A 25,381-nucleotide genomic window follows, 5' to 3' on the forward strand; every position below is an offset into this window, starting at 1 on the left:
TCATGACTATCCTCGTAATCGCCGAACACGATAACAAGGTGCTGGCCCCGGCCACCCTGAACACCGTGGCTGCCGCCGCTAAAATCGGTGGCGACATTCACGTACTGGTTGCCGGCCAGGGCGCTGGCGCCGTGGCTGAAGCCGCTGCGAAAATCGCGGGCGTGAGCAAAGTCCTGAACGCTGACAATGCCGCCTACGCGCATCAGTTGCCAGAAAACGTTGCGCCGCTGGTAGCTGAGTTGGGCGCTGGCTACAGCCACATCCTGGCTGCTGCTACCTCCAACGGCAAAAACATCCTGCCACGCGTTGCCGCGCAGCTGGACGTTGACCAGATCTCCGAGATCATTTCGGTTGAAAGCGCCGACACCTTCAAGCGCCCAATCTACGCCGGTAACGCCATCGCTACCGTACAGTCCAACGCTTCGGTCAAAGTCATCACCGTGCGTGCTACCGGTTTCGACCCGGTTGCCGCCGAAGGTGGTTCGGCTGCCGTTGAAGCCGTTGCGGCTGCCCACGACGCTGGCACTTCCAGCTTCGTAGGCGAAGAGCTGGCCAAGTCGGATCGTCCTGAGCTGACCGCTGCCAAGATCGTCGTTTCCGGCGGCCGTGGCATGCAGAACGGTGACAACTTCAAGCACCTGTACGCCCTGGCCGACAAGCTGGGCGCTGCGGTCGGCGCTTCCCGCGCGGCCGTTGACGCAGGTTTCGTACCCAACGACATGCAGGTCGGCCAGACCGGCAAGATCGTTGCGCCACAGCTGTACATCGCCGTCGGTATCTCCGGCGCGATCCAGCACTTGGCCGGTATGAAAGATTCCAAAGTGATCGTTGCGATCAACAAGGACGAAGAAGCGCCGATCTTCCAGGTGGCTGATTACGGCCTGGTGGCGGACTTGTTCGAAGCCGTCCCTGAGTTGGAGAAGCTGGTCTAATCCAGTCGCTTCACTTATAAAGAGCCCGGTCCTTGTGACCGGGCTTTTTTTTGACTTGGAGACACACGCCATGGAATTGCGCCCTTGGGCGGTACTGCTGGGCCTCACATTGCTGCCGACGCTGTCGCTGGCCGCCGGCAAATGCGATCGCCTGGTGATCACCGGCAGCCCGGACGCACCGCCGTTGCTCTGGCGCGACCCGCAAGACCCCACGCACCTGATCGGCGCCACCGCCGATGTATTGCAACAAGTGGGCAAGGACCTCGGCTTGAAAGTCGACCTGCTCTACGGTGGCAAACGCTCCCTGGCCCTGGAGGAAGTGCGCAGCGGGCGCATGGATATCCTCGCCGACGCGCCGCTGAACCTGGGCGAGCTGGAAACCCTCGACTACATCCATCCGGCGCTGGTGCAGCTCGACTATCTGGTGTGGACGCGCAAGGACTCGGCGCTGGCCTATGCCACGCCCGCTGACCTGCACGGGCACAAAGGCGCAGTGTCGGAACGTGCGCGTTTGAGCACGGCCTTCGAAACCTTCGCCGGTGAGCAACTGAGCCTGCAACGCCTGCCGTCGCTGACGCCAGCGTTCCAGAAACTGCTGCTGGGTGAAGTGGACTACGTGCTCGCCGGGCGTTATTCCGGTATCGCCATGGCGCAGACCTTGGGCATGAGCAACGACTTGGTTGCCCGTGATATTCCCATCGACCAGCCGGGCCTGTACCTGGCGATTTCCCACAACTCGGCCTGCAATGATCCGTGGCTGCGCGGACAGCTGGCCAAAAAGATGACAGAATTGCCCGCGTCCGGTGTGGCGCAAGCTGCGTTGCAGAGCAATCTGGAGCGCTGGAAAGCGCAATTGCAGCAACCCGTCGGCACCCCAACAAAGTAGGGATTTTCAGTGACTCTTCGACCTCTTTTCGCGGCCCTCGCCGTTGTCGCTCTGGCGGGATGTGCAGCCGATCCTGCGCCGAATGAACAAATGCGCCTCACCCAGCAAGCCTTGGAGCAAGCCAGTGCCGTGGGGGCCAACGCGGATGAATCGCCTGAATTGAAACTGGCTGAAGCCAAGTTCGCCCGGGCCAAGTCGAGCATGGCCGACCAATCCTACAAAAACGCACGTATGCGTTTCGAGCAAGCCGAACTGGATGCACGCCTGGCCGAAGCCCAAGTGCTGACCCGCAAGAGCCAGGAACAGTTGAACGTGCTCAACGCCCGCATCACCCGTCTGCGCAAGCAGTTGCAGTTGGGAGAAGCCCAATGAGCCCGATGATCCGCGGTTTGAGCTGTGCGGTACTGTTGGGCACCGCCGTGTTGGGCGGTTGCGCCACCCATCCCGACAGCGAGCAGGCCTTGCAGCAGGCAAGTAACGACTTCCAGCAAGTCAAGGAAGACGCCAACGTGCTGCGTTTTGCGCCCAAGGACGTGATCCGCGCCGGTGAATCCCTGGCGCGCGCCGATCGCTTGTCCAGCTACTGGGGCAGCGGTGCCGATGTAGTGCATTACGCCTACCTGAGCCAACGCTACAGCGCCATCGCCCGCGAACATACCGAACAGGCGCTCAACCAAGAGCGGGGTGTAAAGCTCGAACTGGAGCGCCAGCGCCTGCAATTGGCCCTGCGTGAAAACAAGCTGATCAGCGTGCAGCAGCAGGGCAAATGGCTTGAAGAACAGATCGCCAGCCTGGCTACTACCCAAACCGACCGTGGCCTGGTGATGACCCTGGGCGATGTGCTGTTCGATACCGGTGAAGCAGAGCTGAAAAACTCGGCCAACCGCACGGTGCTGAAAATCGTACAGTTCCTGCAACTCAACCCCAAGCGCGTGGTGCGCATCGAGGGGTATGCCGACAATACCGGCGGCGAGCGCGAAAACCTCAAACTGTCGCGTGACCGCGCACAGTCGGTGGCGGATGTGCTGGTTGACCTGGGCATCGACGAAAAACGCATCCAGGTCGAGGGGTATGGCGACCAGTACCCGGTGGAGGCCAATGCGTCCGAGCGGGGCAGGGCGCAGAACCGACGCGTGGAAATTGTGTTCTCCGACGAAAAAGGCCAATTGGGCGCCGCTCGTTAAGCAACTGACACAGATCAACCTGTAGGCGCTGGCTTGCCGGCGATAGCATCGCCTCGGTTTACTTGATAGACCGAGTTGCCTGCATCGCTGGCAAGCCAGCTCCTACAGGTGGCGTAAGCCGGTCAATGATCGGTTTTTTTTATGCGCCTTAGCATTACAGTTTTTACTGTCACTCCCGCCCGCGCTCGACTATTGTGGCAACTGTCCCCGTACACTTCTAAACTGTGCCGGTATGTTTCACACAAAAATAAAATACCCGTGAAATCGAGTGCTGCGTCATGACCAATCTGTTGCTTTACCAACGTATCGCCCAGCAACTGGCTGAGGATATCCGGCGCGGTGTCTATCAACCCGGCGAGCGCGTGCCTTCGGTGCGCAAGATGAGCTCGCAGTTGAACGTGAGCCACGCCACGGTGTTGCAGGCTTACGCCAACCTGGAAGACCAGGGGCTGATTCGGGCGCGGCCGCAGTCCGGCTATTACGTGCACCAGACGCCAGCACTCACCGCGCCGACGCCGGACATCGCCCGGGTCGAACGCCCGGGCCTGGTCACCCGCAGCAGTATCATCCAGCAGGTATTGGGCGAGTCCCGCCGCGAAGGGGTGTTCCCGCTGGGCGCCGCCGTGCCGAGCGTGGATTACCTGCCGGTACGCGCGCTGCACCAGCAGTTGGCCAAGGTCACGCGCTTCCAGAGCCCACGGGCATTCAGCTACATGTTCAGCCCCGGTTTCGAACCGCTGCGTCGCCAGGTGGCGATCCGCATGCGTGATGCAGGCGTGGTGGTGGACCCTTCCGAAGTGGTGATCACCCACGGTTGCGTCGATGCCTTGCAAATGTCGCTGCGCGTACTGACGCGGCCTGGCGACTTGATTGCCGCTGAATCACCGACCTATTACGGCTTGCTGCAATTGGCCGACCTGTTGGGCCTCAAAGTCATTGAGATCCCCAGCGACCCGTCCACCGGCATGAGCCTGGAAGCCCTGCAACTGGCGGCCAACCAATGGTCGATCAAGGCGCTGGTGCTGACCACGCGGTTGAGTAACCCGCTGGGCGGTACCATGCCCGAAGAACGGCAGAAACAGTTGCTGCGCCTGGCGTCGGACTTCGATATCCAGATTGTCGAGGACGATATCTACGGCGAGCTGATGTTCGAACTAGGCCGCACCAAGGCCCTGAAGGCCTATGATCGTCTGGATCGGGTGATCTATTGCTCCAGCTTTTCCAAGACGCTGTCTCCCGGCGTGCGCATCGGTTGGATGATTGCCGGCAAGTACCAGCAGGAGATCCAGCGCTTGCAGATGTTCAGCACCCACTCCGCGTGCAGCGTCACGCAGATGGGCGTCGCTGCCTACCTGGAAAACGGCGGTTACGACCGGCACCTGCGTTACATCCGCCAGGAGTACCGCAAGAACCTCAGCGCCTTCCAACTGGCCGTGCAGCAATATTTCCCGGAAGGCACCCAGATGACGCGTCCGACCGGCGGCTTCATCCTGTGGGTCAGTTTGCCCGGCCGGGTCAATACCCAGGAACTGCACGTACGTGCACTGCAACAGGGCATCAGCATCGCGCCTGGGCTGATCTTCAGTAACACCGAGCAGTTCAACCACTGTATTCGCCTCAACTGCGGCACGCCGTGGAACCGCGAGGCAGAGCGGGCGCTGATGACGTTGGGGATGCTGGCGAGTCAGCTCTGCCAGGAAACCGCCGCCGGACTGTGACGCTCAGATAGGGGACAAATCCTATAGCAAGCTAATCACCGCGCTTGTCATGCCGCGCACAACAAGCGAGCATATGGCCCTCTGCCGTTAAAGCTGTAGGCAATATGACTTCGATTTTTCGTGCGGTTTTGGTGATTGGCCTGTTAAGCCTGTGCAACGTCGGCACAGCGCTGGCGGCGGCACCTGTGAGCGAAACCAAGCCGGTCGCCGGTACCGAGCAGACTACCCCCGCAAAAAAACCGGCCCCCGTAAAAAAAGCGCCAGCGGTGAAGAAACCCACTGCTGCCGCCAAAAAACGTGCGGCCAGTAAGTCCAAGGCGTCGCGCGAAGTGACGCAGACACAATTGCCACCGGCGCAGTTGGACCTGTCGTTGCCGTCGGACATGGTCAGGCACTTGCAGCCCATCGGCACCATGCCCAAGCCCAAGAGTGTGCCCCTGCTGCCGCCGATGTTTGGCGAGAAACCCACCGACAACAGTGCCTTCCAGATCAACGGCCGCCTGCTCAGCAATGAAATGAAGCTGCAATTGCGCAACGAAGAACGGCGTGAGGTGGAAGGTGCAGCGTTGGATTTCGAGTTCAAGCAGTAAACTTTTCCCACAAAGGTGACGTGGACCGCCGACCATGTGTCGGAGACTGGTCAGTCACTTTTGTTTTCTGCGAAAAACCCCTGTTAGACCATTTTAAAACGGCTGTTTTAGGGCGTACTCTAGCCCGGCCATCCACATTGAGTCGTCGAGGACCTGCTGGTCATGAATTGCCGTGAAGGCTGTGGCGCGTGCTGCATCGCCCCCTCCATCAGTTCGCCTTTACCCGGAATGCCACAGGGCAAACCGGCAGGCGTTCGCTGTGTGCACCTATCGGTCGAACTGTTATGTCAGATTTTCGGTCAGCCGGAGCGACCGGCGGTGTGCAGTGATTTCAAGGCGGATCTCGAGGTCTGCGGCACCGACCAGGCCGATGCAATCCGTTTGATCGGCTGGTGGGAGCAGATGACGGCGGCTTGATGGGCTTTACTATCGGAACTTCAACAATAAGGAATACAACAATGGGTTCGCTGAAACGAATGGCTGTGTTGTGCGGTTTTACGGTGTTGTTTGCTGCCACTGCCCAGGCTGAAGATTGGCAAGTCGCCAAGGACGAAGACGGTATCAAAGTGTCCCTGAGCGAGATTGCCGGCTCCAAATACAAGGCGTATCGCGGTGTGACCGTGATCAAGGCGCCGTTGGCAAAAATCGTCGCCCTCCAGGAAGACGTAGCCGGTGCCTGTGCCTGGATCCACGAGTGCAAATCCCAGAAGCTGGTCGACAAGAAAGGCGACGAGAGTTGGACCTACACCCAATTCAAGGCCCCGTTCCCCGTGACGGATCGTGATTCCTACCTGCATATCACCACCACCAAGGCGGCCGACGGCACGCTGACCCGTAAGCTGGAAGGCGTGCCGACTTACAAGCCTGAAGAAAAAGGCTACGTACGTGTCGCCCAGGTCGACGGCTTCTGGAAACTGGTGCCTAAGGGCGACAACCAAACCGAAGTTACCTACCAGGTGCACACCGAGCCAGGCGGCAGCGTGCCCTCGTGGCTGGCCAACAAGTTCGTGGTGGATGCGCCGTTCAACACCTTGAAAGCCTTGAAAGAACACGCTGAAAAGTAAGCGCAACTGATCAGGTGTCTCCTACCTTGGGTGGAACGTTTTCCGAGCCCCCAAGGTCCAGATAGAGGTAAGCCCACACATGGGTTTTATCGAGGAGGCACCGATGCAAAAGTGGCAGATTACCTTCGTTGATGATCACGGCGTGCAGTCCGTCGAGCAGTTCACCTGCGATCAGAAGCCCAGCCTCGAAGATGCGGCACACATGATTCGCAACAAGCTGGTGCCCGTCGCCGCCGAGTTGGACCTCAATGACCTTGAGGGCCGCAAGCCCGAACCTACGGTCAAGATCCTCAAAGACCAGAACAGTATCCAGATCCTCGACATCTCTCCCGCCGCCTGAACATTCCCTGTACACCCTTAAAGCACCTCTGGTGGAGGTGATAGCTTCGCGCTACTCTGCAAGTGAGATCAGCGAATGAATCGCTAGTTCTGGTCTTGTCAGCTACATGCTTGTTTTCCAGCGGTGATGTTGTTGCCGTAGTCCCCACGCCAGTAGGGCGTGGGCTTCGGGAAGCACGGAAAGTCTATCCATCAATTCGAGGAGCACTTTTCATGAGCACAGCCTATCAAGAAGACATCAGCACCAACGTTCTGCGCCGCATGAAAGAGGGCGGCTTCGACTTCTCGCGTTTCCACCCCATCGAGTTCTACGCCATTTTCCCGGATGAGGAACGTGCGCGCAGGGCGGCGGGTGAGTTTCGTGGGGAATCCCTGAATGCCCAGGTCAGTGCGCGCGACGATGGCGCCTGGTACCTGGAGCTGAGCAAAATCATGTCCGCCACCTACGATGGCATTGGAGACTTTGAGCAAGACTTCGGGGCGGTGGTCGAGCCGCTGGGCGGGATCATCGAGGGATGGGGCGTGAAGCAGGAGGTGCGTGGGTTACCCATGTAGCAGCTTGAAGTATGAGAAACGCAGCGTATCGGCTGACCTTTGGGTCGGCCGATTTTGTTTGTGCTGTAGGAAAATTCTCGGAACTTGCGCGCTATTTTTACGCACCAAAAAAAAACCACCCAAGAGGGTGGCTTAAAGGGAAGAGCGGTTCGCTGAAGGCAGTTCAGCAGATGGGGCGATTATCCGTAGCTTGGGCCGGGCAGTGAAATCAACTCTGACTATGCTGTTGATAGTCAAAGCCCGCATTGCGATGAAGCGTCGGGCGGTGCACCGGGCATTCTGCGCACCAGGACGGTGCGGCTGGATTCTGGTTGTAATTCAACTCACTGATTCTTAAGTGTTTATGCCGCTGGCACGGGCCTTGCGATGGTTCTAGCGCCCGGGTGACAAGGAGTTCGGCATGATCCGCACTTATTACGATGAAATGTACGATGGGGCAGGCCAGGTCCGGCCTCATTACCGCGAGTTCGCCCGCTGGTTGGCCGACACCCCAGATGATCTGCTGGCCCAGCGCCGGCGCGAAGCCGATTTGCTGTTTCATCGTGCCGGGATCACCTTCACGCTTTACGGGGACGAGCAAGGCACCGAACGGTTGATTCCCTTCGATACCATCCCGCGCAGCATCCCCGCCAGCGAATGGCGGATTGTCGAGCGCGGCTGTATCCAACGGGTCAAGGCGCTGAACATGTTTCTCGCTGACCTGTATCACGAACAGCGCATCATCAAGGCCGGAATCATTCCCGCCGAACAGGTGCTGGCGAACGAGCAATACCAGTTGGCGATGCAGGGCCTGGACTTGCACCGTGACTTGTACTCCCACATCTCCGGCGTCGACCTCGTACGCGACGGTGACGGCACTTACTACGTGCTGGAGGACAACCTGCGTACACCGAGCGGCGTCAGCTACATGCTCGAAGACCGCAAGATGATGATGCGCCTGTTCCCCGAACTGTTCGCTGCCCAGCGCATCGCGCCTATCGACCATTACCCCAATTTGCTGCTCGACACGCTGAAAAGCTCAAGCCCCCTGGATAACCCCAGCGTGGTCGTGCTGACCCCCGGGCGCTTCAACAGCGCGTTCTTCGAACATGCCTTTCTCGCTCGAGAAATGGGCGTGGAACTGGTGGAAGGCGCCGATCTGTTCGTGCGTGATGACCGCGTCTTCATGCGCACCACCGACGGGCCCAAGGCCGTGGATGTGATCTACCGTCGCCTGGATGACGCGTTCCTCGATCCGTTGGCCTTCAACCCGGACTCCATGCTCGGCGTGCCCGGCCTGCTCGCAGCCTATCGCTCCGGCAATGTGGTGCTGGCCAATGCCATCGGCACCGGCGTGGCGGATGACAAGTCGGTGTACCCCTTCGTCACCGAGATGATCCGTTTTTACCTGGATGAAGAGCCTATCCTGAAGAATGTTCCGACCTTCCAGTGCCGTAAGCCCGACGAACTGTCCCACGTGCTGGCCAATCTGCCCGACCTGGTGGTGAAGGAAACCCAGGGTTCGGGCGGCTACGGCATGCTGGTCGGCCCCGCGTCCACAGCGGCGGAAATCGAAGCCTTCCGTGCGCGTATCAAGGCCAAGCCCCACGCCTATATCGCCCAGCCAACCCTGTGTTTATCCACCTGCCCGACCTTTGTCGAAAACGGCATTGCGCCACGTCATATCGACCTGCGCCCGTTCGTGTTGTCCGGCAAGGAAACCCGTGTGGTCCCCGGTGGCCTGACCCGTGTGGCATTGCGCGAAGGCTCGCTGGTGGTCAACTCGTCCCAGGGTGGCGGCACCAAAGACACCTGGGTGGTCGAGGACTGATGCCATGTTGAGTAGAACTGCCTCGGATTTGTACTGGATGTCGCGCTACCTGGAACGTGCGGAAAACCTCGCACGCATGCTCGATGTCAGCTATTCGCTGTCGCTGATGCCGCAGGACGGGCGCGGTGATGGCCTGCATGAACTGGCCATGCCGCTGTTGATCACCGGCACCCTGGAGGATTACCACGAACGCCACGGCGAACTGCACGCCGAGCGCCTGTTGCACTTTTTTGCCCTGGATGCGGCCAACCCGGCCAGCATCTACAGCTGTCTGGGCGCGGCGCGGGCCAGCGCCCATGCGGTGCGTGGGCGAATTACCGCCGACATGTGGGAAAACATCAACGCGACCTGGCTGGATATTCGCGACATCGCCCAGCAGGGCTTGAGCCGCTATGGCATGAGCCGTTTCTGCGAGTGGGTAAAAGAGCGTTCCCATCTGTTTCGCGGCGCCACCTACGGCACCATCATGCGTAACGATGCGTTTCGCTTCATTCGCCTGGGCACCTTTATCGAACGTGCCGACAACACCCTGCGCCTGCTGGACGCCCGCTATGAGATGGCGGGCGACCGCGCCGAAGCCGTCACCGATGGCACGGCCCACGCCTACTATCAATGGAGCGCCTTGTTGCGCGCGTTGTCGTCGTTCGAGGCCTACACCGAGATCTACCGCGATGCCCCCGGTGCCCGGCAAGTGGCGGAATTGTTGCTGCTGCGTGCCGATGTGCCGCGCTCGCTGCGTGCCTGCAGCGAAGAGATCGACCAGATCCTCGCCAGCCTACCCGGCCTCAATGGTCGGCCGGCCCAGCGCCTGGCCGCCGAGATGGACGCGCGCCTGCGCTTCACCGCCATCGATGAAATCCTGGAGGAAGGCCTGCACGCCTGGCTGACCGACTTTATCCCCTTGGTCCGCCAGTTGGGCGACGCCATCTACAGTTCCTACCTGGAGGCGGCATGAGACTCTCCATCAGCCACGAAACTACCTACCACTACGAAGACCAAGTGCGTGCCAGCATCCAGTACCTGCGCCTGACGCCCCACGACAGCGAACGCCAGCACGTACTTAGCTGGCAGCTCGACCTGCCGCGCCCGGTGCGGGCGCAGGTGGACCCATTCGGCAACATCCTGCATGTGCTGACTCTGGACGAACCCCACGATGCCATCATCATCGGCGCCCGTGGTCAGGTGGATATCGACGAGTTACGCGAGGCCGAACATGAGCACCAATCCGCATTCCCGTTTCTGCGTTGCACCCGCCTGACCGAACCCGATGAAGCCTTGCGCAGCTTTGCCGACCAGCAGTGCCATCAACGTCGTGATCGCACCGCGTTGATCGACCTGATGCACGCACTCAACCAGGCGATGGTCTACACGCCTGGCGCCACCGAAGTCGACACCTGCGCCGCCCAGGCCTTCGCTGGCCGCGCAGGCGTTTGCCAGGACCACACGCATGCGTTCCTGGCGTGTGCACGCAGCCTGGGGATTCCGGCGCGGTATGTGTCGGGGTATTTGTACTCGGAGGACAGCACGCACCTGGCCAGCCACGCCTGGGCCGAGGCCTGGCTGGAGGACGCCTGGTACAGCTTTGATGTGACCAACCAACTGGCCCGCCCGGAGCGGCATTTGAAGTTGGCGGTGGGGCTGGATTACCTCGACGCCTGCCCGGTACGCGGCATGCGCCGTGGCGGCGGGCATGAGCAGATGCATGCCAAGGTGTTCGTGGCGCCGACGCCGGTGATTTCCGTCCAGCAGCAATAATTCACCACTGATCAACTGTAGGAGCCGGCTGCGTCAGGCTCAGGGTTGTTGCTTGCGCCCGGCCATATGCTTCAAATACCCCACCAACAAATCCAGCTCACCGTCCGGCAACACACTGGCAGCAAACGCCGGCATCTTCGCCTGCGGCCAATGCCGCAAGCTCTGCGGGTCGCGAATATAGCGCTTGAGGAAATCACCGCCAAAATACTCAGTGGGGTTATACGGAATGTTCAAATCCGGCCCCACCTGCGCATCGCCGGCGCCATTTAGGCGATGGCAAGCCAGGCAGTTTTTCTGGAACAGCACAAAGCCCTGGTTGATCGGGTCATTGGCTGCCAGTTTTGGATCGGGCAACAAAGCCGGAAAGCGCTCCGCGACCGTCTTCAACTGTTTGATCCCGGAGATCTGGAACGGCCACTGCTCCGGGCTGATGCGCCCGGCTTGCGGGTCAGTCCACACCAGGTAGAACGGCCCGGCACTGGGTTTGCCTTCCGCCAGTGCAGGCCATGGCTGGGCAGGATCTTCCACCGCCAGCCAGGCGCGTGCACCGTGGGTCTCCAGCAGCGGCGCAGCCGTGAGTTCGGCGGCGAAACCATCCAACGCAACGGCTTGCAGATGGCTTTCAGGTTTCAGTCCCGTTAGGAGTGCGGCCAAGGGCACTGCGCGATAACTCATGGTGCGTTTGTAGGAAACGTCATCGACGATCTGCACCGTTTGCGCCTGTGGATGCTTGAGCAGGTCAGCGGTCTGCCACGTCTTGCGGGTGTGGTCGAGTTCGATGGTCAATTGTGCTGCCGAAACGGGAAGCGCGATCAGCAAGGCGAAGAGGGCGAAGATCGGTTTCAAAAGGGAGGCCCGGTGGAAAGTGGCAATGACGCTCACGATACCGGAAATCGGCGCGCAAAAAGGCAGCCCCTGCAGGACCGCTATGCGCAATGTCCCGGCAGGTGCTGCCAAAAGCTGCAAACCCGGTGCTGTGAAGGCACGGAATGTGGGCGTTGAGGGATCACCCAATGACCTTGGTCAAATTGGGCAAGATCAGAATCAGTGTGGTGGCGAACAGAATGAGTCCCGCCTGACGTACTTTCGAATGTTTGAACATGGCTGACTGCCTTTTGTTGTTATTCCTGAGCGTCAAATGCGTGCCGGTTTTATTTCAGTATGGCGAGATGACGTGTCGCTTTTCTTACAGCCGCTCCAGCAAAACCCGGCAGCGACTTCCTACTGATTCAACCTTAGAGCCCTCGTTCTTCTTGGCTTAGACTCATTTCATATCAACTAATAAGCAATTCAGCTTAAAAAGGCATGAGGCATATCGCCATCTTGGCGCCAATGCCTTGGCTAGACAGCTAAAACGATTAACCCGGCAATTAACTTAGGACACTACCGTTCGTCCGAGCGAGGGGGTCAAAAGCAATGAGCGCATCCGTCATTGAAACCGTGTCAATCGGGCCTAAGGTAGAGGCACACATGCACAGCGGTTCGAGGACGTCATGACCCAAGCTTTGATCTTTGATGCGATACGCACGCCCCGTGGCAAAGGCAAGGCCGACGGTGCCTTGCACAGCGTCAAGCCGGTGAACCTGGTGGCCGGCCTGCTCACCGCGCTGGCCCGACGCAGCGACCTCGACACCCACCAGGTGGACGACATCGTGCTCGGCTGCGTGACCCCGATCGGCGATCAGGGCGCCGACATCGCCAAGACTGCCGCCCTGGCTGCGGACTGGGACATCAGCGTCGCCGGTGTGCAGATCAACCGCTTTTGCGCGTCGGGCCTGGAAGCCGTCAACCTGGGCGCAATGAAAGTGCGCTCCGGCTTCGAAGACCTGGTGGTGGTTGGTGGCGTCGAGTCCATGTCGCGCGTGCCCATGGGCAGTGACGGCGGCGCCTGGGTGCTCGACCCGCAGACCAATATGCACAGCCACTTCACTCCTCAGGGCATCGGCGCGGACCTGATTGCGACCCTGGAAGGTTTTACCCGTGAAGACGTCGACACTTTCGCCCTACATTCCCAACAGAAAGCGGCTAGGGCGCGTGCGGAAGGTTCCTTCAATAAATCGTTGATAGCGGTGCAGGACCAGAACGGTATTGTGCTGCTGGACCATGACGAATTCATCCGGGGCGATTCGACCCTGGAAGGCCTGGGCAAGCTCAAGCCCAGCTTTGAAATGATGGGGCAGATGGGCTTCGACGCCACCGCGTTGCGGGTCTACAGCCATGTGGAGCGCATCCACCATGTGCACACGCCGGGCAACAGCTCCGGCATCGTCGATGGCGCCGCGTTGATGCTGATCGGCTCCGAGGCCAAGGGCCGCGAACTGGGCCTGCAACCCCGCGCGCGTATCGTCGCCACGGCGGTCACCAGTACCGATCCGACCATTATGCTCACCGGCCCCGCGCCCGCTACGCGCAAGGCTCTGGTCAAGGCCGGGTTGCGCGTCGAAGACATCGACCTGTTCGAGGTCAACGAAGCCTTTGCTTCGGTGGTACTCAAGTTCATCAAGGACATGCGCATCGACGCGGCGCGGGTCAACGTGAATGGTGGCTCCATCGCCATGGGCCACCCACTGGGTGCCACCGGTTGCGCCATCCTCGGCACCTTGCTCGACGAGCTGGAAGTGCGCCAGCAGCGCTACGGCCTGGCCACCCTGTGTGTCGGCGGTGGCATGGGCATCGCCACCATTATCGAACGCCTCTGAGCCCAAGGAATTTGTCATGACCCAAGCTATTCGTTACGAAAAAGGCCAGGACGGCGTCGTGGTGCTGACCCTCGATATGCCCGGCCAGAGCGCCAACACCATGAACGGCGCGTACCGTGAGGCCATGGCGGCTACGGTGGAGCGCCTGGAGGCGGAAAAAGACAGCTTTGCCGGGGTGGTGATTACCTCGGCCAAAAAGACATTTTTTGCCGGCGGCGACCTCAATGAACTGATCGCGGTCGACAAGGCCCATGCCAAGGATTTCTACGACGGCGTGCTAGTACTGAAAGCGCAACTACGCCGGCTGGAAACCCTCGGCAAACCGGTAGTGGCCGCCATCAATGGCGCGGCTTTGGGGGGCGGCTGGGAGATTTGCCTGGCATGCCATTACCGCGTGGCGCTGGACGACAAATCGGTGCAGCTTGGCTTGCCGGAAGTCACTTTGGGCCTGCTGCCGGGTGGCGGCGGGGTGGTGCGCATGGTGCGCATGCTCGGGTTGGAAAAGGCCTTGCCGTATCTGCTCGAAGGCAAGAAGGTCCGGCCGCAACAGGCGCTGCAAGCCGGGCTGGTGCATGAGCTGGCGGCGGATCGCGATGAACTGCTGGCCAAGTCCCGCGCCTGGATCCTGGCCAATCCGGACGCCAAGCAACCGTGGGACAACAAGGCCTACCAGATTCCCGGTGGTACACCATCGAGCCCGAAAGTTGCGCAGATGCTGGCGATTGCGCCTTCGATTTTGCGCAGTAAAACCCAGGGCTGTTTCCCCGCTCCGGAGAAAATCCTCTGCGCCGCCGTCGAAGGCGCCCAAGTGGATTTCGACACCGCACACCTGATCGAAACGCGCTATTTCACCGAGCTGGTGACGGGGCAAGTGGCGAAGAACATGATCGGCACGTTCTGGTTCCAGCTCAATGAGATCAACGCAGGCAGTTCTCGGCCGCAAGGTTTTGCGCCCAACGTTACCCGCAAAGTCGGCGTGCTCGGTGCCGGGATGATGGGCGCAGGCATCGCTTACGTCAGCGCCAGCGCGGGAATTGAGGTGGTGCTCAAGGACATCAATCTTGCGGCCGCCGAGAAGGGCAAGGCGCATTCGGCGGCGTTGCTGGACAAGAAAGTCAGCCGTGGGCAACTGACCGCCGAAGAGCGGGAAACCACCTTGGCGCGGATTCTTCCTACGGCCAGCGATGACGACCTGGCCGGTTGCGACCTGATCATCGAAGCGGTGTTCGAAGATCGCGAACTCAAGGCCAAGGTCTCAGCCGCCGCGCAACACGTGGTCGGCACCGACGCCGTGATCGCCTCCAACACCTCCACCTTGCCCATCAGTGGGCTGGCCACGGCGGTGCCGGATCAAGCCAAGTTCATCGGCCTGCATTTTTTCAGCCCGGTGGACAAGATGCCTCTGGTGGAAATCATCAAGGGTTCCCACACCAACGACGAAACGCTGGCCCGTGGTTTCGACTTCGTGCTGCAAATCAAGAAAACCCCGATCGTGGTCAATGACAGTCGTGGGTTTTTCACCTCAAGGGTGTTTGGCACCTTCACCAACGAAGGTATTGCCATGTTGGGCGAAGGCGTGGCGGCGCCGATGATCGAGACCGAAGCGCGCAAAGCCGGCATGCCGGTGGGGCCGCTGGCGGTGTCGGATGAAGTTTCCCTCAGCCTGATGAGTCATATAAGGCAGCAGACGGCCAAGGATCTGCAGGCCGAAGGCAAGGCCGTGCCGACACACCCGGCAACGGCGGTGATCGATCTGTTGGTCAACGAATACAAACGCGTGGGCAAGGCGGCGGGGGGCGGTTTTTATGAATATCCCAACGGTGGACAGAAATACCTTTGGCCAGAGCTGAAAAGCCGCTTTGAACGGCCCGACCAACGCATCTCGCCACAGGATGTGCGCGACCGCTTGCTGTTTATCCAGGCCATCGAGACCGTGCGTTGCGTGGAGGAGGGTGTGTTGATGTCTACGGCGGACGCGAACGTGGGCTCGATCTTTGGCATTGGTTTCGCGGCCTGGAGCGGCGGTGCGTTGCAGTTCATCAACCAGTACGGTTTGAACGACTTCATCGCCCGCGCTCGTTACCTGGCCGAGCAATATGGCGAACGTTTCACGCCACCGGCATTGTTGCTGGAGAAAGCGGCGCAAGGTGACGTGTTCCGGTGAAGCAGGAGGGGCTTGCCTTGAAGGGGTATTTCAAGGCAGGCTCTGGGGTGTGCATTATTCCCATCACCGTGTCAGGTATTTTTTATGTCGCTACGCGTCTGTATCCTGGAAACCGATATCCTGCGTCCAGGCTTGATCGATCAATACCAAGGGTACGGGCAGATGTTCAAGCGCCTGTTCGCCAAGCAGCCCATTCCCGCCGAGTTTGTCGTGTACAACGTGGTGAATGGCGAATACCCGTCTGACGATGAAGTGTTCGATGCCTACCTGGTGACCGGCAGCAAGGCCGATTCCTTTGGAACGGACCCTTGGATCCAGACCCTCAAGACCTACCTGCTCGAACGTTATGAGCGCGGCGACAAGCTGCTCGGCATCTGCTTCGGTCACCAACTGCTGGCACTGTTGCTCGGCGGCAAGACTGAACGCGCCGGCCAGGGCTGGGGCATGGGCATCCACGACTATAAGCTGGATGCCAAGACGCCGTGGATGAGCCCGGAAGTGGAAGAGCTGACGCTGTTGATCAGCCACCAGGACCAGGTGACCACGCTGCCGGAGAACGCCACGGTGATTGCATCCAGCGCGTTCTGCCCGTTTGCGGCGTACCACATCGGCGACCAGGTGCTGTGCTTCCAGGGCCACCCGGAATTTATCCACGACTATTCCCGCGAGTTGCTGGAGATCCTTCAGACAACCTTGGGCGAAAAGGTCTACACCAACGGCGTCGCCAGCCTGGAGCGTGACCACCACGGTGCAACCGTGGCGGAATGGATGATGCGTTTTGTGGCACACAAGCCCGAGGCCCGGGTTTAAAGCCAACCCGAACGTTTGAAGCTCGCCCACAAACCCGTGCAGCCTGCCGCAATAAACCCGAGCACCGCAAAATAGCCGTAGTGCCATTGCAGCTCGGGCATGTTCTGGAAGTTCATCCCGTAGATCCCCGCCACCGCGGTGGGGAAGGCGAGTATCGCTGCCCACGCGGCGAACTTGCGCTGGACTACGCTCTGGCGCGAAGCCTCCAGTAACACACCGATCTCGATGGTCTGGCTGGCGATATCGCGCAGGGTAGTAAGGTCTTCCATCTGCCGCGTCACGTGAATCTGCACGTCGCGGAAATACGGGCGCATGTTCTTGTCGATAAACGGAAAGCTGAGCTTCTGCAGCTCCTGGCTGATCTCCACCATCGGCGCCACGTAGCGCTTGAGCCGCAGCACGTCGCGGCGCAGGCCGTGGATCTTCTGGATATCGCGCTCGCTCAACGAACTGCACAGCACATTGCGCTCCAGCTCATCGATCTCGGCATGGATCGCTTCGCTCACCGGCTGGTAGTTCTCGGTGACGAAATCCAGCAGCGCATAAAGTACGAAATCTTCCCCATGCTCCAGCAACAGCGGCCGCGCCTCACAGCGCTGGCGCACAAAACCGTAGGACGCCGAGTGACCGTTGCGGGCGGTAATGATGTAGCCGTTGCCGGCAAAGATATGCGTCTCGATAAACTCCAGCTTGCCGTTCTCGCGCACCGGTGAGTAAGTGACGATAAACAGTGCGTCGCCGAAGGTTTCCAGTTTGGGGCGGCTGTGTTTTTCCAGGGCGTCTTCAATGGCCAATTCATGCAGGTTGAACTGGCGTTGCAGGTTGGCCAACTCTTGGGCATCGGGTTCTTCCAGGCCGATCCACACAAAGTGGTCGGGTTTGGCGGCCCAGGCCGCGCCTTCATCAAGGGTGATATCCGTGACTTTCTTACCGGCGCTGTAGACGGCGGCCGCAACAACTCTACCCATGGTGCTGATCGCTTCTTATTGGGAGGACAGGTGTTGGGCAGCTTAGCCTGAATGGCGTTCCGTCGTAGCGGCAAGCTTTTTTGTGGTGAGCGAGCTTGCTCGCGCTGGGTGCGAAGCGTCCCCAGAATGTTCAGACAGCTCGCAACTCGCGGTCCATCTGCGCGATGCATTCATCCATCTGCACATGACACGCCTGCATCAACGCCGGGATGTCATCCGAAGTCAGGCCAGTCGTAGGAATCGGCGGCAACGACCGTATGAGCACATCCCCACTGTTCCAGCGATTGAGCTGCATGTGTGTCACGTAATTACTGACACACACCTGCACGATCGGCACACCGGCCGCAATCGCCATATGGAACGCGCCTTTCTTGAACGGCAGCAAGCCCTTGCCCAGGTTGCGCGTGCCCTCCGGAAACACCCAGATCGACGTGTCTTCATGCTGCAAAGTGTGAGTCGTGGTGAGCATCGCGCGGCGAGCCTTGTGCGCATTGCCTCGGTCTATCAGCACATTGCCCGCCAGCCAGAACAACTGACCGAACAGCGGCACCCACTTCAGGCTTTTCTTGGCGATGCACACGGTGCGGTAGGGCACCACGTTGCCGAACACAAACAGGTCATAATTGGACTGGTGGTTGGCGATGATCACACAGGTACCAGGCTTGTTGCGCAGCGAGTCCACATCGACTTTCACGTTCAGGCGCAGAATCCACATGGCCGGTAGCGCATAGAGGCGAGCACATAGGCGACTGTTGTCCGGATTGAACGGTCGACACACACCGACGAGCACGCCCAGCACACCGGCGAGCATAAAGTGCAGGCCCATCAACAACATACGCAGCAGAAAAAGCATCGACACGGCCCATCGGGAAAAAAGGTGGCGCAGTGTACGGTTGTGCACTGTATTCGGCAATTACCCCTGTAGAGGTAGGAGATAGCCGATGTTTAAGAGCATGTTTCAACATCTATCGACACGGGCAGGCTAGAGCGGCTAAAGATGATTCGGATTTATTTGTAAGAAAAAGCCCGACTCAAGGTCGGGCTCTGACATATCAGGGGTAGGACTTAGCTAAGGATATGCCCTTGGTCCTGGATGATTGCATCGTCCAATGCCTCCAGAAGCTCTTTACGCACCTTCAACTTGGTGTGTTTGTGCGCATTCATGTTCAGCTTCTTCAACTGACGTGCCGCCTCCAGCGCAGCCGCATGCAATTCCTCCGGTGCCACCACCTTATCGAGGAAACCGGCTTGTAACGCGCCCTGCGGGTCAAACATCTCGGCATTGATCACCGAACGATGGAAGGCCGACTTCCGCAAACGATCCCGCGCCAGCTCGATACCGGCGTAGTGCATGGTCATGCCGATTGCCACCTCGTTCAGGCCAATGCTGAACGGGCCTTCCACCCCAATCCGATAATCCGCCGACAACAGCAGGAACGCACCCTTGGCCACCGCATGCCCAGGGCACGCCACAATCACCGGGAACGGGTGCGACAACAGACGACGCGCCAAGGTCGAACCGGACGTCACCAGGCCGATCGCCTCTTTAGGACCGGCGGTCATCACCTTCAAATCATAACCACCCGACAGAATCCCCGGCGTGCCGGTGATCACCACCACCGCCCGGTCCTTCTCGGCCTGATCCAGCGCTTCATTAAAGGCACTGACCACCGCCGGAGAAATGGCATTTACCTTGCCGTTGCTCAAGGTCAGGGTCGCGATACCGTCTTCGAGGTGGTAGGCAATCAACTCACTCATGACGCGGTTCCTTGTAGGAATTGTTATAGAAGGCTTTTAAATAGCAGTGCATGCGCAGACGTTACCCACCACGCCTGCCCCGGTAAAGCGCTGTGACTGACTGCCCAGTCAGACTTTTCCCGCACACAGGCGTTTGGAAAGGCTAGGGCAGGGCGCAATCGCCGCCCCAGACGCATCCTGCCGATGCCTGAGAATGGCACAATCACCGCCCCTTGCCGGGAGCGGATCGGCATAACCGGCTAACCGCATGAAAATTCTGAAAAAAACCTTTGCCATCAGAAAGGCTTTCGACTACATTAGCGCGCCTCGACAGACTGAACTGGTTTGACGAGATACGGTGAAGTGTCCGAGTGGCTTAAGGAGCACGCCTGGAAAGTGTGTATACAAGAAATTGTATCGAGAGTTCGAATCTCTCCTTCACCGCCAAATTCGATGTAAACAAAACCCCTGGTTTCGAGAGAAACCAGGGGTTTTGTAGTTTCTGGGTTTCGAAAATCTTACCTTTATCGAATCACGCGCTTGGCATATCTATGCGTTGCCCTATGACATCTAGCAAATCGCACCCACCGCGCAGCGGTATCGAGCGCAGCAAGGCAAAGTCTCTGGAGTACAACCGCATCGCTACTTATTTCACTGCGAAGCGCAAGGTTCTCAAGCACCTGCGTCACGGCACGAAGTCGATAGGTCGCGGCGTCGAGGAAGATTTCAAGCGGGACGGTTGTGTCGACGAAAAAGGTTAGGAATGATGCTGTCGTTGCTGGTGGGCCATGTATTGATTCATGACTGACTCCATTAATACAAAGATAAAAACGACGAAGCTTTCATAGGCCGCAATCAACTGGGGCGGTCGTCCGAAATAATGTTGTTTACATTCCATCTTGTCATCGAGTCGCCAAACTCGGTCGCCATATGAGCGACCGCTGGACAATAGGCGGAGTGAATTTGGATCGGGTGTGTGGTGCTTCTCAATAGGCCGTAGGAATCGGCCCAATTCAAAGGCCACAGCCTTAAGGCGCCTCTTCCGTATTCAACAAGGGCCCCACCGACCCAAAGGGATAGCTGCCCATTCCAATCCGCAATGGCGTTATCGGGCTCGCTGCTGCACCCATCAGCAGTACATTGTCTATGACAATGGTTTCCCCTGGCTTGCGGTTATCGGCTGCGACGATAAGGTAGTAAGTCCCGCTGCTTTTCACCGTGCCCTTCAAGACTTGGCTGATAACCCCCACGATGCCCGTCGCCTTGCCAAAGCCTTCAGCCTGCACGTTGCCTTGGGCGTCCATCAAGATCAAATAAGGGTTCAGGGCGTATTTGCTGAACCCCAGGCACGAGTTGACGCACCAAGAGTTAACGTCGATATGGAAAGGTTTGTCCTTTATCAAGGCGACGCTGAACAATCGGTAGTTCGACGGCACTCCGTTGATCAGGATACGCGGTTCCGCGGCAGTGATTTTCCACTGAGGCGGCCGCCATCCCGGGTCGATCGGCATGGGCACCGCCTGCGTATTGTGCATGGCCTCGGAGGGAGTTAGTGCTAACGGCGTGGTGCTATTTTTGACGTGTTCTTCAAACAGTATTTTCGGGTTGCTTGAACAGGCGGTGATCAATAAACAGCCCAGCGCTAAAAACAGAATCCGCATCAGTACTTCCCTGTAGTCGACTTTTTCGAGGTGGCAAGACTACCACCCCGCGCTTCAGGCCTGCGCGTACACCCAAGCCGTCGACCCCGAAGCCACGGCTTCTTTGGGTTATGCGGACACCCGTCTCCCTCGGCTTGAAGTGAGTTGTTCGCCATTCCTTTTACTCTGCAGCGCTGTAATGGCAAAGGGCTTACAACAACGCTGGAGAAGATTTCCAAGCTTTGTTAAGGTCGCCGCCTTTCCAATAAAGCCATTCAGAGGGATCTAAATGCACCCGGTACTTCGCAAGACATTTGGCGGGCTTTCTGCTCAGTACTACATCCGCAACTTCCTGTTCGGGCTGATTTTTCCCGTGCTGATCTATACCGCGCTAACCCATTCGAAAACCGGTGTGTTCACACTGGGCGCGCTGTTCTATTGCGTGGTCAATAGCCTGCTTTATCCCTACGCGCGTTTCGTTTACGAAAGCATCATGGATTACATTTTTGGCAACAACGTGTTCTTTGTGAATGCCATTCTGATGCTGACCGTCAAGGTGTTCACCATGGCGATCTGCTGGACCATGGCGATTTTCATTGCGCCTATCGGGCTGGCGTATCTGTACTTCCACCATAGCCGTGCGGCGAACCGAGCCTGATTCGATGCTGCGTAGTGCATAGACTGTGGCGCTGGAGCTTGTCGCAGCGTCCCGTTGGGCCGCGAAGCGGCCATGAAGATGGGACTGCTGCGCAGTCCAGCGGGAGCAAGCTCCCTCGCCACAGGTACTGTGTGTTTGGAAGTGGTCAGATATGCAGCCAAGCGAGGCTCCCTAGTATCACTGCTGCGCCGCCTGCGGTGTACGACATCCGCTTCAACCACTCCCGCCGCGTCAGCAAGGTAATCGCTGCCAACGAGATCGCGATCTGGATCGCGGTCATTGCCTGGGCCCAGCGATGATGCTGATGCAGCGCCTGTTCCGATTTTTCATCCCATTCCTTTGATGTGGCTTCAAGCTTCTCGGCCTGCTTGCGCACATCTTCCTTCTGGTTCTTGTAGCGCTCGATTTCTTCCTTGTAATGCACCGCGTCCACACCGGGAATGTGAGTGGCCAGTTCCGCGAGGTTTTGCCGGCTGGACTTGGCCTGGTAGTAGTTCCATTGGTTGGCCGCTTCGGTCTTGAAGATGGCGGCGTTGTTCTTGTCCATCGCCGCTTCGCTTTCGGTCGAGCCGGCCTGGTAGCTGAGCATCGCGCCGAGGGTGGCCATGAGGGCGGTCATCACGGCGATACGGCTGGCGAAATTATCGCCGCGGCCGTGGGCATGCTCGGTGGTGTGTTCGATGTGTTTTTCGTGAGGGCTGGGGACTTCGAAGGCTTCGGACATGGGAGCGTCTGTGAAGGGAATGAGGGAGTTTGATTCTTTACCAGTGAAGCTGTCTCAAACCTGTACATAACGCCGGATCAACCACCCGTATACGGCGATGTTGATCACCAGCACCAACGCGCCCAGGCCCAACTGGATCTGCGGAGTCAGGCCGGCGGGGTAGATCAGCGTGAGAATGTAATGCTCGATAAATCCACCGCCATAGCCGTCCTGCCCGGCGAGGTGACGAAACAGGTTCTCCCAGCGGGTCAGTGGGCAGGGCAGGTGGAACACTTCGACCGCCACGCCCCATGCCGCGGCGGGCAGATGCAGCCAGATCGCCGGGCGCCATTTCAGCGCAAGCAACCCGCCGAACAGGACAAAGAGGATGAAGCTCAAGTGAAATAGCACGAGGCTGTCGGCAGCTAGGCTGTAAAGCATTGCGGGTACTTTGAAAGGTGAGGTTCACAGTCTAAAGGGTTGCTTGCTGACAAGTGTGACCGTTATTGTGCTGAATCCTTTTAGTCCTTCCCCCCAAGGATCTGTTTTGATGAACGCACCGCGTAGAGTCGGCCCAATCAAGGCTGTGATATTCGATATGGACGGGCTGTTGCTGGACACTGAAGGCATCTACACCGAAGTCACACAGATCATCGCCGAACGCTACGGCCGCACCTACGATTGGAGCATCAAGCAGCACATCATCGGGCGCGGCGCCCAGGATTTGGCTGACTACGTGGTGAAGGCGCTGGATCTTCCAATCACGCCCGCCGAATTCCTGACGATCCGTGAACCGCTGATGAGCGAGCGCTTCCCAAAAGCCTTGGGCATGCCCGGCGCCGAAGCCTTGGTGCGGCATTTGAAGGCACATCACATCCCGATTGCCGTGGGCACCAGTTCGTCGCGCAATTCGTTTGGCCACAAGACCACCTTGCATCGCGAATGGTTTGGCCTGTTCGACACCATCGTCACCGCTGACGACCCGGAAGTCGGCGCCGCCAAGCCCGCGCCGGACATCTTCCTCACCGCCGCCCGTCGCCTGGGCGTTGCACCGGAGGATTGCCTGGTATTCGAAGACTCACCCTTCGGCGTCACTGCTGCCAAAGCTGCCCATATGACTGCCATCGCCGTACCGGATGAAGCCATGGCCGACAGCAAATACCACCATGCCGACCAGATCATCCGCAAGCTCGCGGACTTTGACCTGGCGGCCTACGGTCTGCCACCTCGACCTTGACTGATCGCGGTTAAAAATGTGGGAGGGGGCAAGCCCCCTCCCACATTTGATTTGCGGTGTTCAGGAAGCCCTAGGCGCTGAAGCCACCATCAATGGTCAGGCTTGCACCGGTGATGTAGCCTGCTTCCGGCCCTGCGAGGTAAGCCACAAAGCTGGCAATTTCCTCGACATGCCCATACCGACCCACCGCCATCAAGCCAATCAAACTCTCGGCAAAATCGCTGTTCGCCGGGTTCATATCGGTATCCACCGGCCCAGGCTGCACATTGTTGATGGTGATACCCCGTGGCCCCAAATCCCGCGCCAAACCTTTGGTCAACCCCACCAGCGCTGCCTTGCTCATTGCATACGGGCCACCGCCACCAAACGGCATGCGCTCGGCATTGGTGCTGCCGATATTGATCACCCGACCCCCTTCACCCATATGCTTGGCCGCTTCCTGGGTGGCGATAAACACGCTGCGTACGTTGATCGCCAGGGTCTGGTCAAAATCTTCCAGCTTGAAGTCTTCCAGCGGCGCGATGGCCAGCACACCGGCGTTGTTCACCAGAATGTCCAGGCGGCCAAAGGCTTCGACCGTCGCGTTGACCGCGTTGCGGATGGCGCCGGCATCGGCACTGTCGGCGTGGATCGCCAGGGCTTTGCCGCCTTCGCTGGTCACGCTGTTCTGCAATTCTTCAGCCTTGGCAGCCGAGCTGACGTAGGTAAAAGCGACTGCTGCACCCTGCGCCGCGAGGCGTTTGACGATAGCGGCGCCGATGCCGCGAGAACCGCCTTGAATCAAGGCGACTTTGCCGCTGAGGTTCTGTGTGGTCATGTCGATCTCCTAGCTGTTCAAGGCGGGATGCCTTGTTGTTGGAGCCGAGTATCGACCTCGCCAGCCCCTCCCGGTAGACCGTGATTGCTATAGTCTGTGTAAACCAAAAGTTTAGAGTGGGGCGATATGGAAAGCTTTGGCAGTATCGAATGCTTTGTGCGCAGCGCCGAAGGTGGCAGCTTTGCCGAGGCGGCCCGGCACCTGAGCTTGACCCCTGCAGCCGTCGGCAAAAGTGTTGCCAAGCTGGAGGCGCGCCTGGGTGTGCGCTTGTTCCAGCGCAGCACTCGGCGCCTGACGCTGACCGAGGCTGGCAAACTGTTTCTCGACGAAGTCAGTGGCAGCCTCACCACCATCCAGAACGCCGTGGCCAACCTGGCCAGTGCCGAAGGACGACCAGTGGGCACGCTCAAGGTCAGCATGGGTACGGTGTTTGGTAATCGGTATGTGGTGCCGCTGCTGGGGACGTTCATGCAGCGGTTTCCGGATATCAGCCCGGACTGGCATTTCGATAACCGCCAGGTCGACTTGATCGGGCAGGGCTTCGATGCCGCCATTGGTGGTGGTTTCGAGCTGCCCCAGGGCGTGGTGGCGCGCAAGTTGACGCCGGCTCATCGTGTGCTGGTGGCGTCACCGGGCTACTTGGCGCAACGCGCTTCGGTATCAACCCCAGAGGACTTGGCGCGTTGCACCGGGATTCTCATCCGCTCACCGCAAACCGGCCGCATCCGCTCCTGGCAATTGACCAGCACCGAGCGTGAACACCGCCCGCTGGTGCTCAAACCAGGCATGACCATGAGCGACTCCGAAGCGGCCTGCTGCGCCAGCGCCCAGGGCCTGGGCATCGCTTTGGTAAGCATGCCCATGGCCGTGCCGTTCCTGGACAGCGGCGCGGTGGTGCGGGTGCTGCCCGACTGGTACGTCGACGACGGTAACATCTCCATTTACTACGCCGAACACAAACTGCTGCCCGGCAAGACCCGCGCATTTGTGGATTTCATCATTGAGCAGTTTGCCGAGCAGCAGTTGGGGCAGCGATTCAGTGCCATTTGATTGCACGCTCACACCGCATCGCGGCCATCGCGGGCAAGCCAGCTCCCACCTTGGAATGCATTCCC

General features: G+C 59.2%; 27 protein-coding genes, 1 tRNA gene and 1 pseudogene. 20 read left to right on the forward strand and 9 right to left on the reverse strand.

The window, feature by feature from the left end; translation table 11 throughout:
- The first annotated feature begins 2 nt into the window (after window positions 1-2).
- The 13 genes from ACP7C6_RS10360 to ACP7C6_RS10420 all read left to right on the forward strand — a co-directional run bounded on the left by ACP7C6_RS10360 (window position 3) and on the right by ACP7C6_RS10420 (window position 10,833).
- Complete coding sequence (locus ACP7C6_RS10360; RefSeq protein WP_028617554.1) at window positions 3-932, forward strand: electron transfer flavoprotein subunit alpha/FixB family protein; 930 nt, start codon at window positions 3-5, stop codon at window positions 930-932.
- Between the two features lie 70 nt (window positions 933-1,002).
- Window positions 1,003-1,818, forward strand: coding sequence for a substrate-binding periplasmic protein (locus tag ACP7C6_RS10365; RefSeq protein WP_426108670.1), 816 nt, complete (start codon window positions 1,003-1,005; stop codon window positions 1,816-1,818).
- Window positions 1,819-1,827: 9 nt separating this feature from the next.
- Window positions 1,828-2,190 carry a DUF4398 domain-containing protein gene (locus ACP7C6_RS10370; protein WP_016980006.1) on the forward strand — a complete coding sequence of 121 codons (363 nt, stop codon included), beginning with the start codon at window positions 1,828-1,830 and terminating at the stop codon, window positions 2,188-2,190.
- Entirely contained in the window at window positions 2,187-3,002 is an 816-nt protein-coding gene (locus tag ACP7C6_RS10375) for an OmpA family protein (RefSeq protein ID WP_028617552.1), read from the forward strand. Before ACP7C6_RS10370 ends, ACP7C6_RS10375 begins: the two co-directional genes overlap by 4 nt.
- A 278-nt stretch (window positions 3,003-3,280) precedes the next feature.
- On the forward strand, window positions 3,281-4,720 hold the full coding sequence (locus ACP7C6_RS10380) for a PLP-dependent aminotransferase family protein (protein WP_015885400.1): 1,440 nt from the start codon (window positions 3,281-3,283) through the stop codon (window positions 4,718-4,720).
- 104 nt (window positions 4,721-4,824) lie between these two features.
- Complete coding sequence (locus tag ACP7C6_RS10385) at window positions 4,825-5,310, forward strand: translation initiation factor 2 (RefSeq protein ID WP_122687238.1); 486 nt, start codon at window positions 4,825-4,827, stop codon at window positions 5,308-5,310.
- 162 nt (window positions 5,311-5,472) lie between these two features.
- On the forward strand, window positions 5,473-5,727 hold the full coding sequence (locus ACP7C6_RS10390) for a YkgJ family cysteine cluster protein (RefSeq protein ID WP_016979374.1): 255 nt from the start codon (window positions 5,473-5,475) through the stop codon (window positions 5,725-5,727).
- A 41-nt stretch (window positions 5,728-5,768) separates the two neighbouring features.
- Window positions 5,769-6,374 carry an START domain-containing protein gene (locus ACP7C6_RS10395; RefSeq protein WP_028617550.1) on the forward strand — a complete coding sequence of 202 codons (606 nt, stop codon included), beginning with the start codon at window positions 5,769-5,771 and terminating at the stop codon, window positions 6,372-6,374.
- 103 nt (window positions 6,375-6,477) lie between these two features.
- Window positions 6,478-6,714: a hypothetical protein gene (locus tag ACP7C6_RS10400; RefSeq protein WP_015885396.1), complete on the forward strand. Its 237-nt coding sequence runs from the start codon at window positions 6,478-6,480 to the stop codon at window positions 6,712-6,714.
- 212 nt (window positions 6,715-6,926) lie between these two features.
- Window positions 6,927-7,268: a ribonuclease E inhibitor RraB gene (locus ACP7C6_RS10405; protein WP_010208429.1), complete on the forward strand. Its 342-nt coding sequence runs from the start codon at window positions 6,927-6,929 to the stop codon at window positions 7,266-7,268.
- Between the two features lie 400 nt (window positions 7,269-7,668).
- Window positions 7,669-9,078, forward strand: a complete 1,410-nt coding sequence (locus ACP7C6_RS10410) for a circularly permuted type 2 ATP-grasp protein (RefSeq protein WP_028617549.1) — start codon at window positions 7,669-7,671, stop codon at window positions 9,076-9,078.
- Between the two features lie 4 nt (window positions 9,079-9,082).
- Window positions 9,083-10,033 carry an alpha-E domain-containing protein gene (locus ACP7C6_RS10415; protein ID WP_016979378.1) on the forward strand — a complete coding sequence of 317 codons (951 nt, stop codon included), beginning with the start codon at window positions 9,083-9,085 and terminating at the stop codon, window positions 10,031-10,033.
- On the forward strand, window positions 10,030-10,833 hold the full coding sequence (locus tag ACP7C6_RS10420; protein WP_028617548.1) for a transglutaminase family protein: 804 nt from the start codon (window positions 10,030-10,032) through the stop codon (window positions 10,831-10,833). The genes ACP7C6_RS10415 and ACP7C6_RS10420 overlap by 4 nt, the downstream gene beginning before the upstream one ends.
- A gap of 39 nt (window positions 10,834-10,872) precedes the next feature.
- Here the strand turns inward: ACP7C6_RS10420 and ACP7C6_RS10425 are convergent, their stop codons facing one another.
- Complete coding sequence (locus tag ACP7C6_RS10425; protein ID WP_426108671.1) at window positions 10,873-11,679, reverse strand: c-type cytochrome; 807 nt, start codon at window positions 11,677-11,679, stop codon at window positions 10,873-10,875.
- A gap of 647 nt (window positions 11,680-12,326) precedes the next feature.
- Here ACP7C6_RS10425 and ACP7C6_RS10430 point away from each other — a divergent pair.
- The 3 genes from ACP7C6_RS10430 (at window position 12,327) to ACP7C6_RS10440 (ending at window position 16,506) form a co-directional block, all read left to right on the forward strand.
- Window positions 12,327-13,532 carry an acetyl-CoA C-acetyltransferase gene (locus tag ACP7C6_RS10430; RefSeq protein WP_028617546.1) on the forward strand — a complete coding sequence of 402 codons (1,206 nt, stop codon included), beginning with the start codon at window positions 12,327-12,329 and terminating at the stop codon, window positions 13,530-13,532.
- Window positions 13,533-13,548: 16 nt separating this feature from the next.
- Window positions 13,549-15,696, forward strand: coding sequence for a 3-hydroxyacyl-CoA dehydrogenase NAD-binding domain-containing protein (locus tag ACP7C6_RS10435; RefSeq protein WP_426108672.1), 2,148 nt, complete (start codon window positions 13,549-13,551; stop codon window positions 15,694-15,696).
- Between the two features lie 84 nt (window positions 15,697-15,780).
- A complete protein-coding gene (locus tag ACP7C6_RS10440) occupies window positions 15,781-16,506 on the forward strand; it encodes an amidotransferase (RefSeq protein WP_028617544.1) in 726 nt (241 codons plus the stop codon).
- Here the strand turns inward: ACP7C6_RS10440 and ACP7C6_RS10445 are convergent.
- From ACP7C6_RS10445 to ACP7C6_RS10455, 3 genes are all read right to left on the reverse strand, one after another.
- Window positions 16,503-17,474: a magnesium and cobalt transport protein CorA gene (locus ACP7C6_RS10445; protein WP_028617543.1), complete on the reverse strand. Its 972-nt coding sequence runs from the start codon at window positions 17,472-17,474 to the stop codon at window positions 16,503-16,505. The genes ACP7C6_RS10440 and ACP7C6_RS10445 overlap by 4 nt on opposite strands.
- A gap of 130 nt (window positions 17,475-17,604) precedes the next feature.
- Window positions 17,605-18,327 carry a lysophospholipid acyltransferase family protein gene (locus ACP7C6_RS10450; RefSeq protein WP_353632252.1) on the reverse strand — a complete coding sequence of 241 codons (723 nt, stop codon included), beginning with the start codon at window positions 18,325-18,327 and terminating at the stop codon, window positions 17,605-17,607.
- Window positions 18,328-18,539: 212 nt separating this feature from the next.
- Window positions 18,540-19,232 (reverse strand): crotonase/enoyl-CoA hydratase family protein, encoded by a 693-nt coding sequence (locus ACP7C6_RS10455; RefSeq protein ID WP_028617541.1) that lies wholly within the window; start codon window positions 19,230-19,232, stop codon window positions 18,540-18,542.
- 336 nt (window positions 19,233-19,568) lie between these two features.
- Here ACP7C6_RS10455 and ACP7C6_RS10460 point away from each other — a divergent pair.
- A tRNA-Ser gene (locus tag ACP7C6_RS10460) sits at window positions 19,569-19,658 on the forward strand.
- An 85-nt stretch (window positions 19,659-19,743) separates the two neighbouring features.
- On the opposite strand, the pseudogene ACP7C6_RS10465 reads toward ACP7C6_RS10460, so the two are convergent.
- Together ACP7C6_RS10465 and ACP7C6_RS10470 are read right to left on the reverse strand one after the other, a co-directional pair.
- A pseudogene (locus ACP7C6_RS10465) lies at window positions 19,744-20,013 on the reverse strand (short-chain dehydrogenase).
- Window positions 20,014-20,239: 226 nt separating this feature from the next.
- A complete protein-coding gene (locus ACP7C6_RS10470) occupies window positions 20,240-20,872 on the reverse strand; it encodes a hypothetical protein (protein ID WP_236318253.1) in 633 nt (210 codons plus the stop codon).
- A 268-nt stretch (window positions 20,873-21,140) separates the two neighbouring features.
- On the opposite strand from ACP7C6_RS10470, the gene ACP7C6_RS10475 reads away from it, so the two are divergent.
- Window positions 21,141-21,509 (forward strand): hypothetical protein, encoded by a 369-nt coding sequence (locus tag ACP7C6_RS10475; protein WP_028617538.1) that lies wholly within the window; start codon window positions 21,141-21,143, stop codon window positions 21,507-21,509.
- A gap of 145 nt (window positions 21,510-21,654) precedes the next feature.
- Here ACP7C6_RS10475 and ACP7C6_RS10480 read toward each other — a convergent pair whose 3' ends face one another.
- On the reverse strand, window positions 21,655-22,233 hold the full coding sequence (locus ACP7C6_RS10480; RefSeq protein ID WP_028617537.1) for a DUF4337 domain-containing protein: 579 nt from the start codon (window positions 22,231-22,233) through the stop codon (window positions 21,655-21,657).
- A 54-nt stretch (window positions 22,234-22,287) separates the two neighbouring features.
- Window positions 22,288-22,653 (reverse strand): DUF2784 domain-containing protein, encoded by a 366-nt coding sequence (locus ACP7C6_RS10485; protein WP_426108673.1) that lies wholly within the window; start codon window positions 22,651-22,653, stop codon window positions 22,288-22,290.
- 109 nt (window positions 22,654-22,762) lie between these two features.
- Between ACP7C6_RS10485 and ACP7C6_RS10490 the strand changes: the two genes are divergently transcribed.
- Window positions 22,763-23,449, forward strand: coding sequence for an HAD-IA family hydrolase (locus tag ACP7C6_RS10490; RefSeq protein WP_323987221.1), 687 nt, complete (start codon window positions 22,763-22,765; stop codon window positions 23,447-23,449).
- A 70-nt stretch (window positions 23,450-23,519) separates the two neighbouring features.
- On the opposite strand, the gene ACP7C6_RS10495 is transcribed toward ACP7C6_RS10490, so the two are convergent.
- Window positions 23,520-24,266 (reverse strand): 3-oxoacyl-ACP reductase family protein, encoded by a 747-nt coding sequence (locus ACP7C6_RS10495; RefSeq protein ID WP_311893388.1) that lies wholly within the window; start codon window positions 24,264-24,266, stop codon window positions 23,520-23,522.
- A 126-nt stretch (window positions 24,267-24,392) separates the two neighbouring features.
- Between ACP7C6_RS10495 and ACP7C6_RS10500 the strand changes: the two genes are divergently transcribed.
- On the forward strand, window positions 24,393-25,316 hold the full coding sequence (locus ACP7C6_RS10500; RefSeq protein ID WP_028617534.1) for a LysR family transcriptional regulator: 924 nt from the start codon (window positions 24,393-24,395) through the stop codon (window positions 25,314-25,316).
- The last annotated feature ends 65 nt before the right edge of the window (window positions 25,317-25,381 follow it).

It is taken from the genome of Pseudomonas sp. TWR1-1-4 (genome assembly GCF_049897165.1).
Classification (GTDB): Bacteria; Pseudomonadota; Gammaproteobacteria; order Pseudomonadales; family Pseudomonadaceae; genus Aquipseudomonas; species Aquipseudomonas canadensis.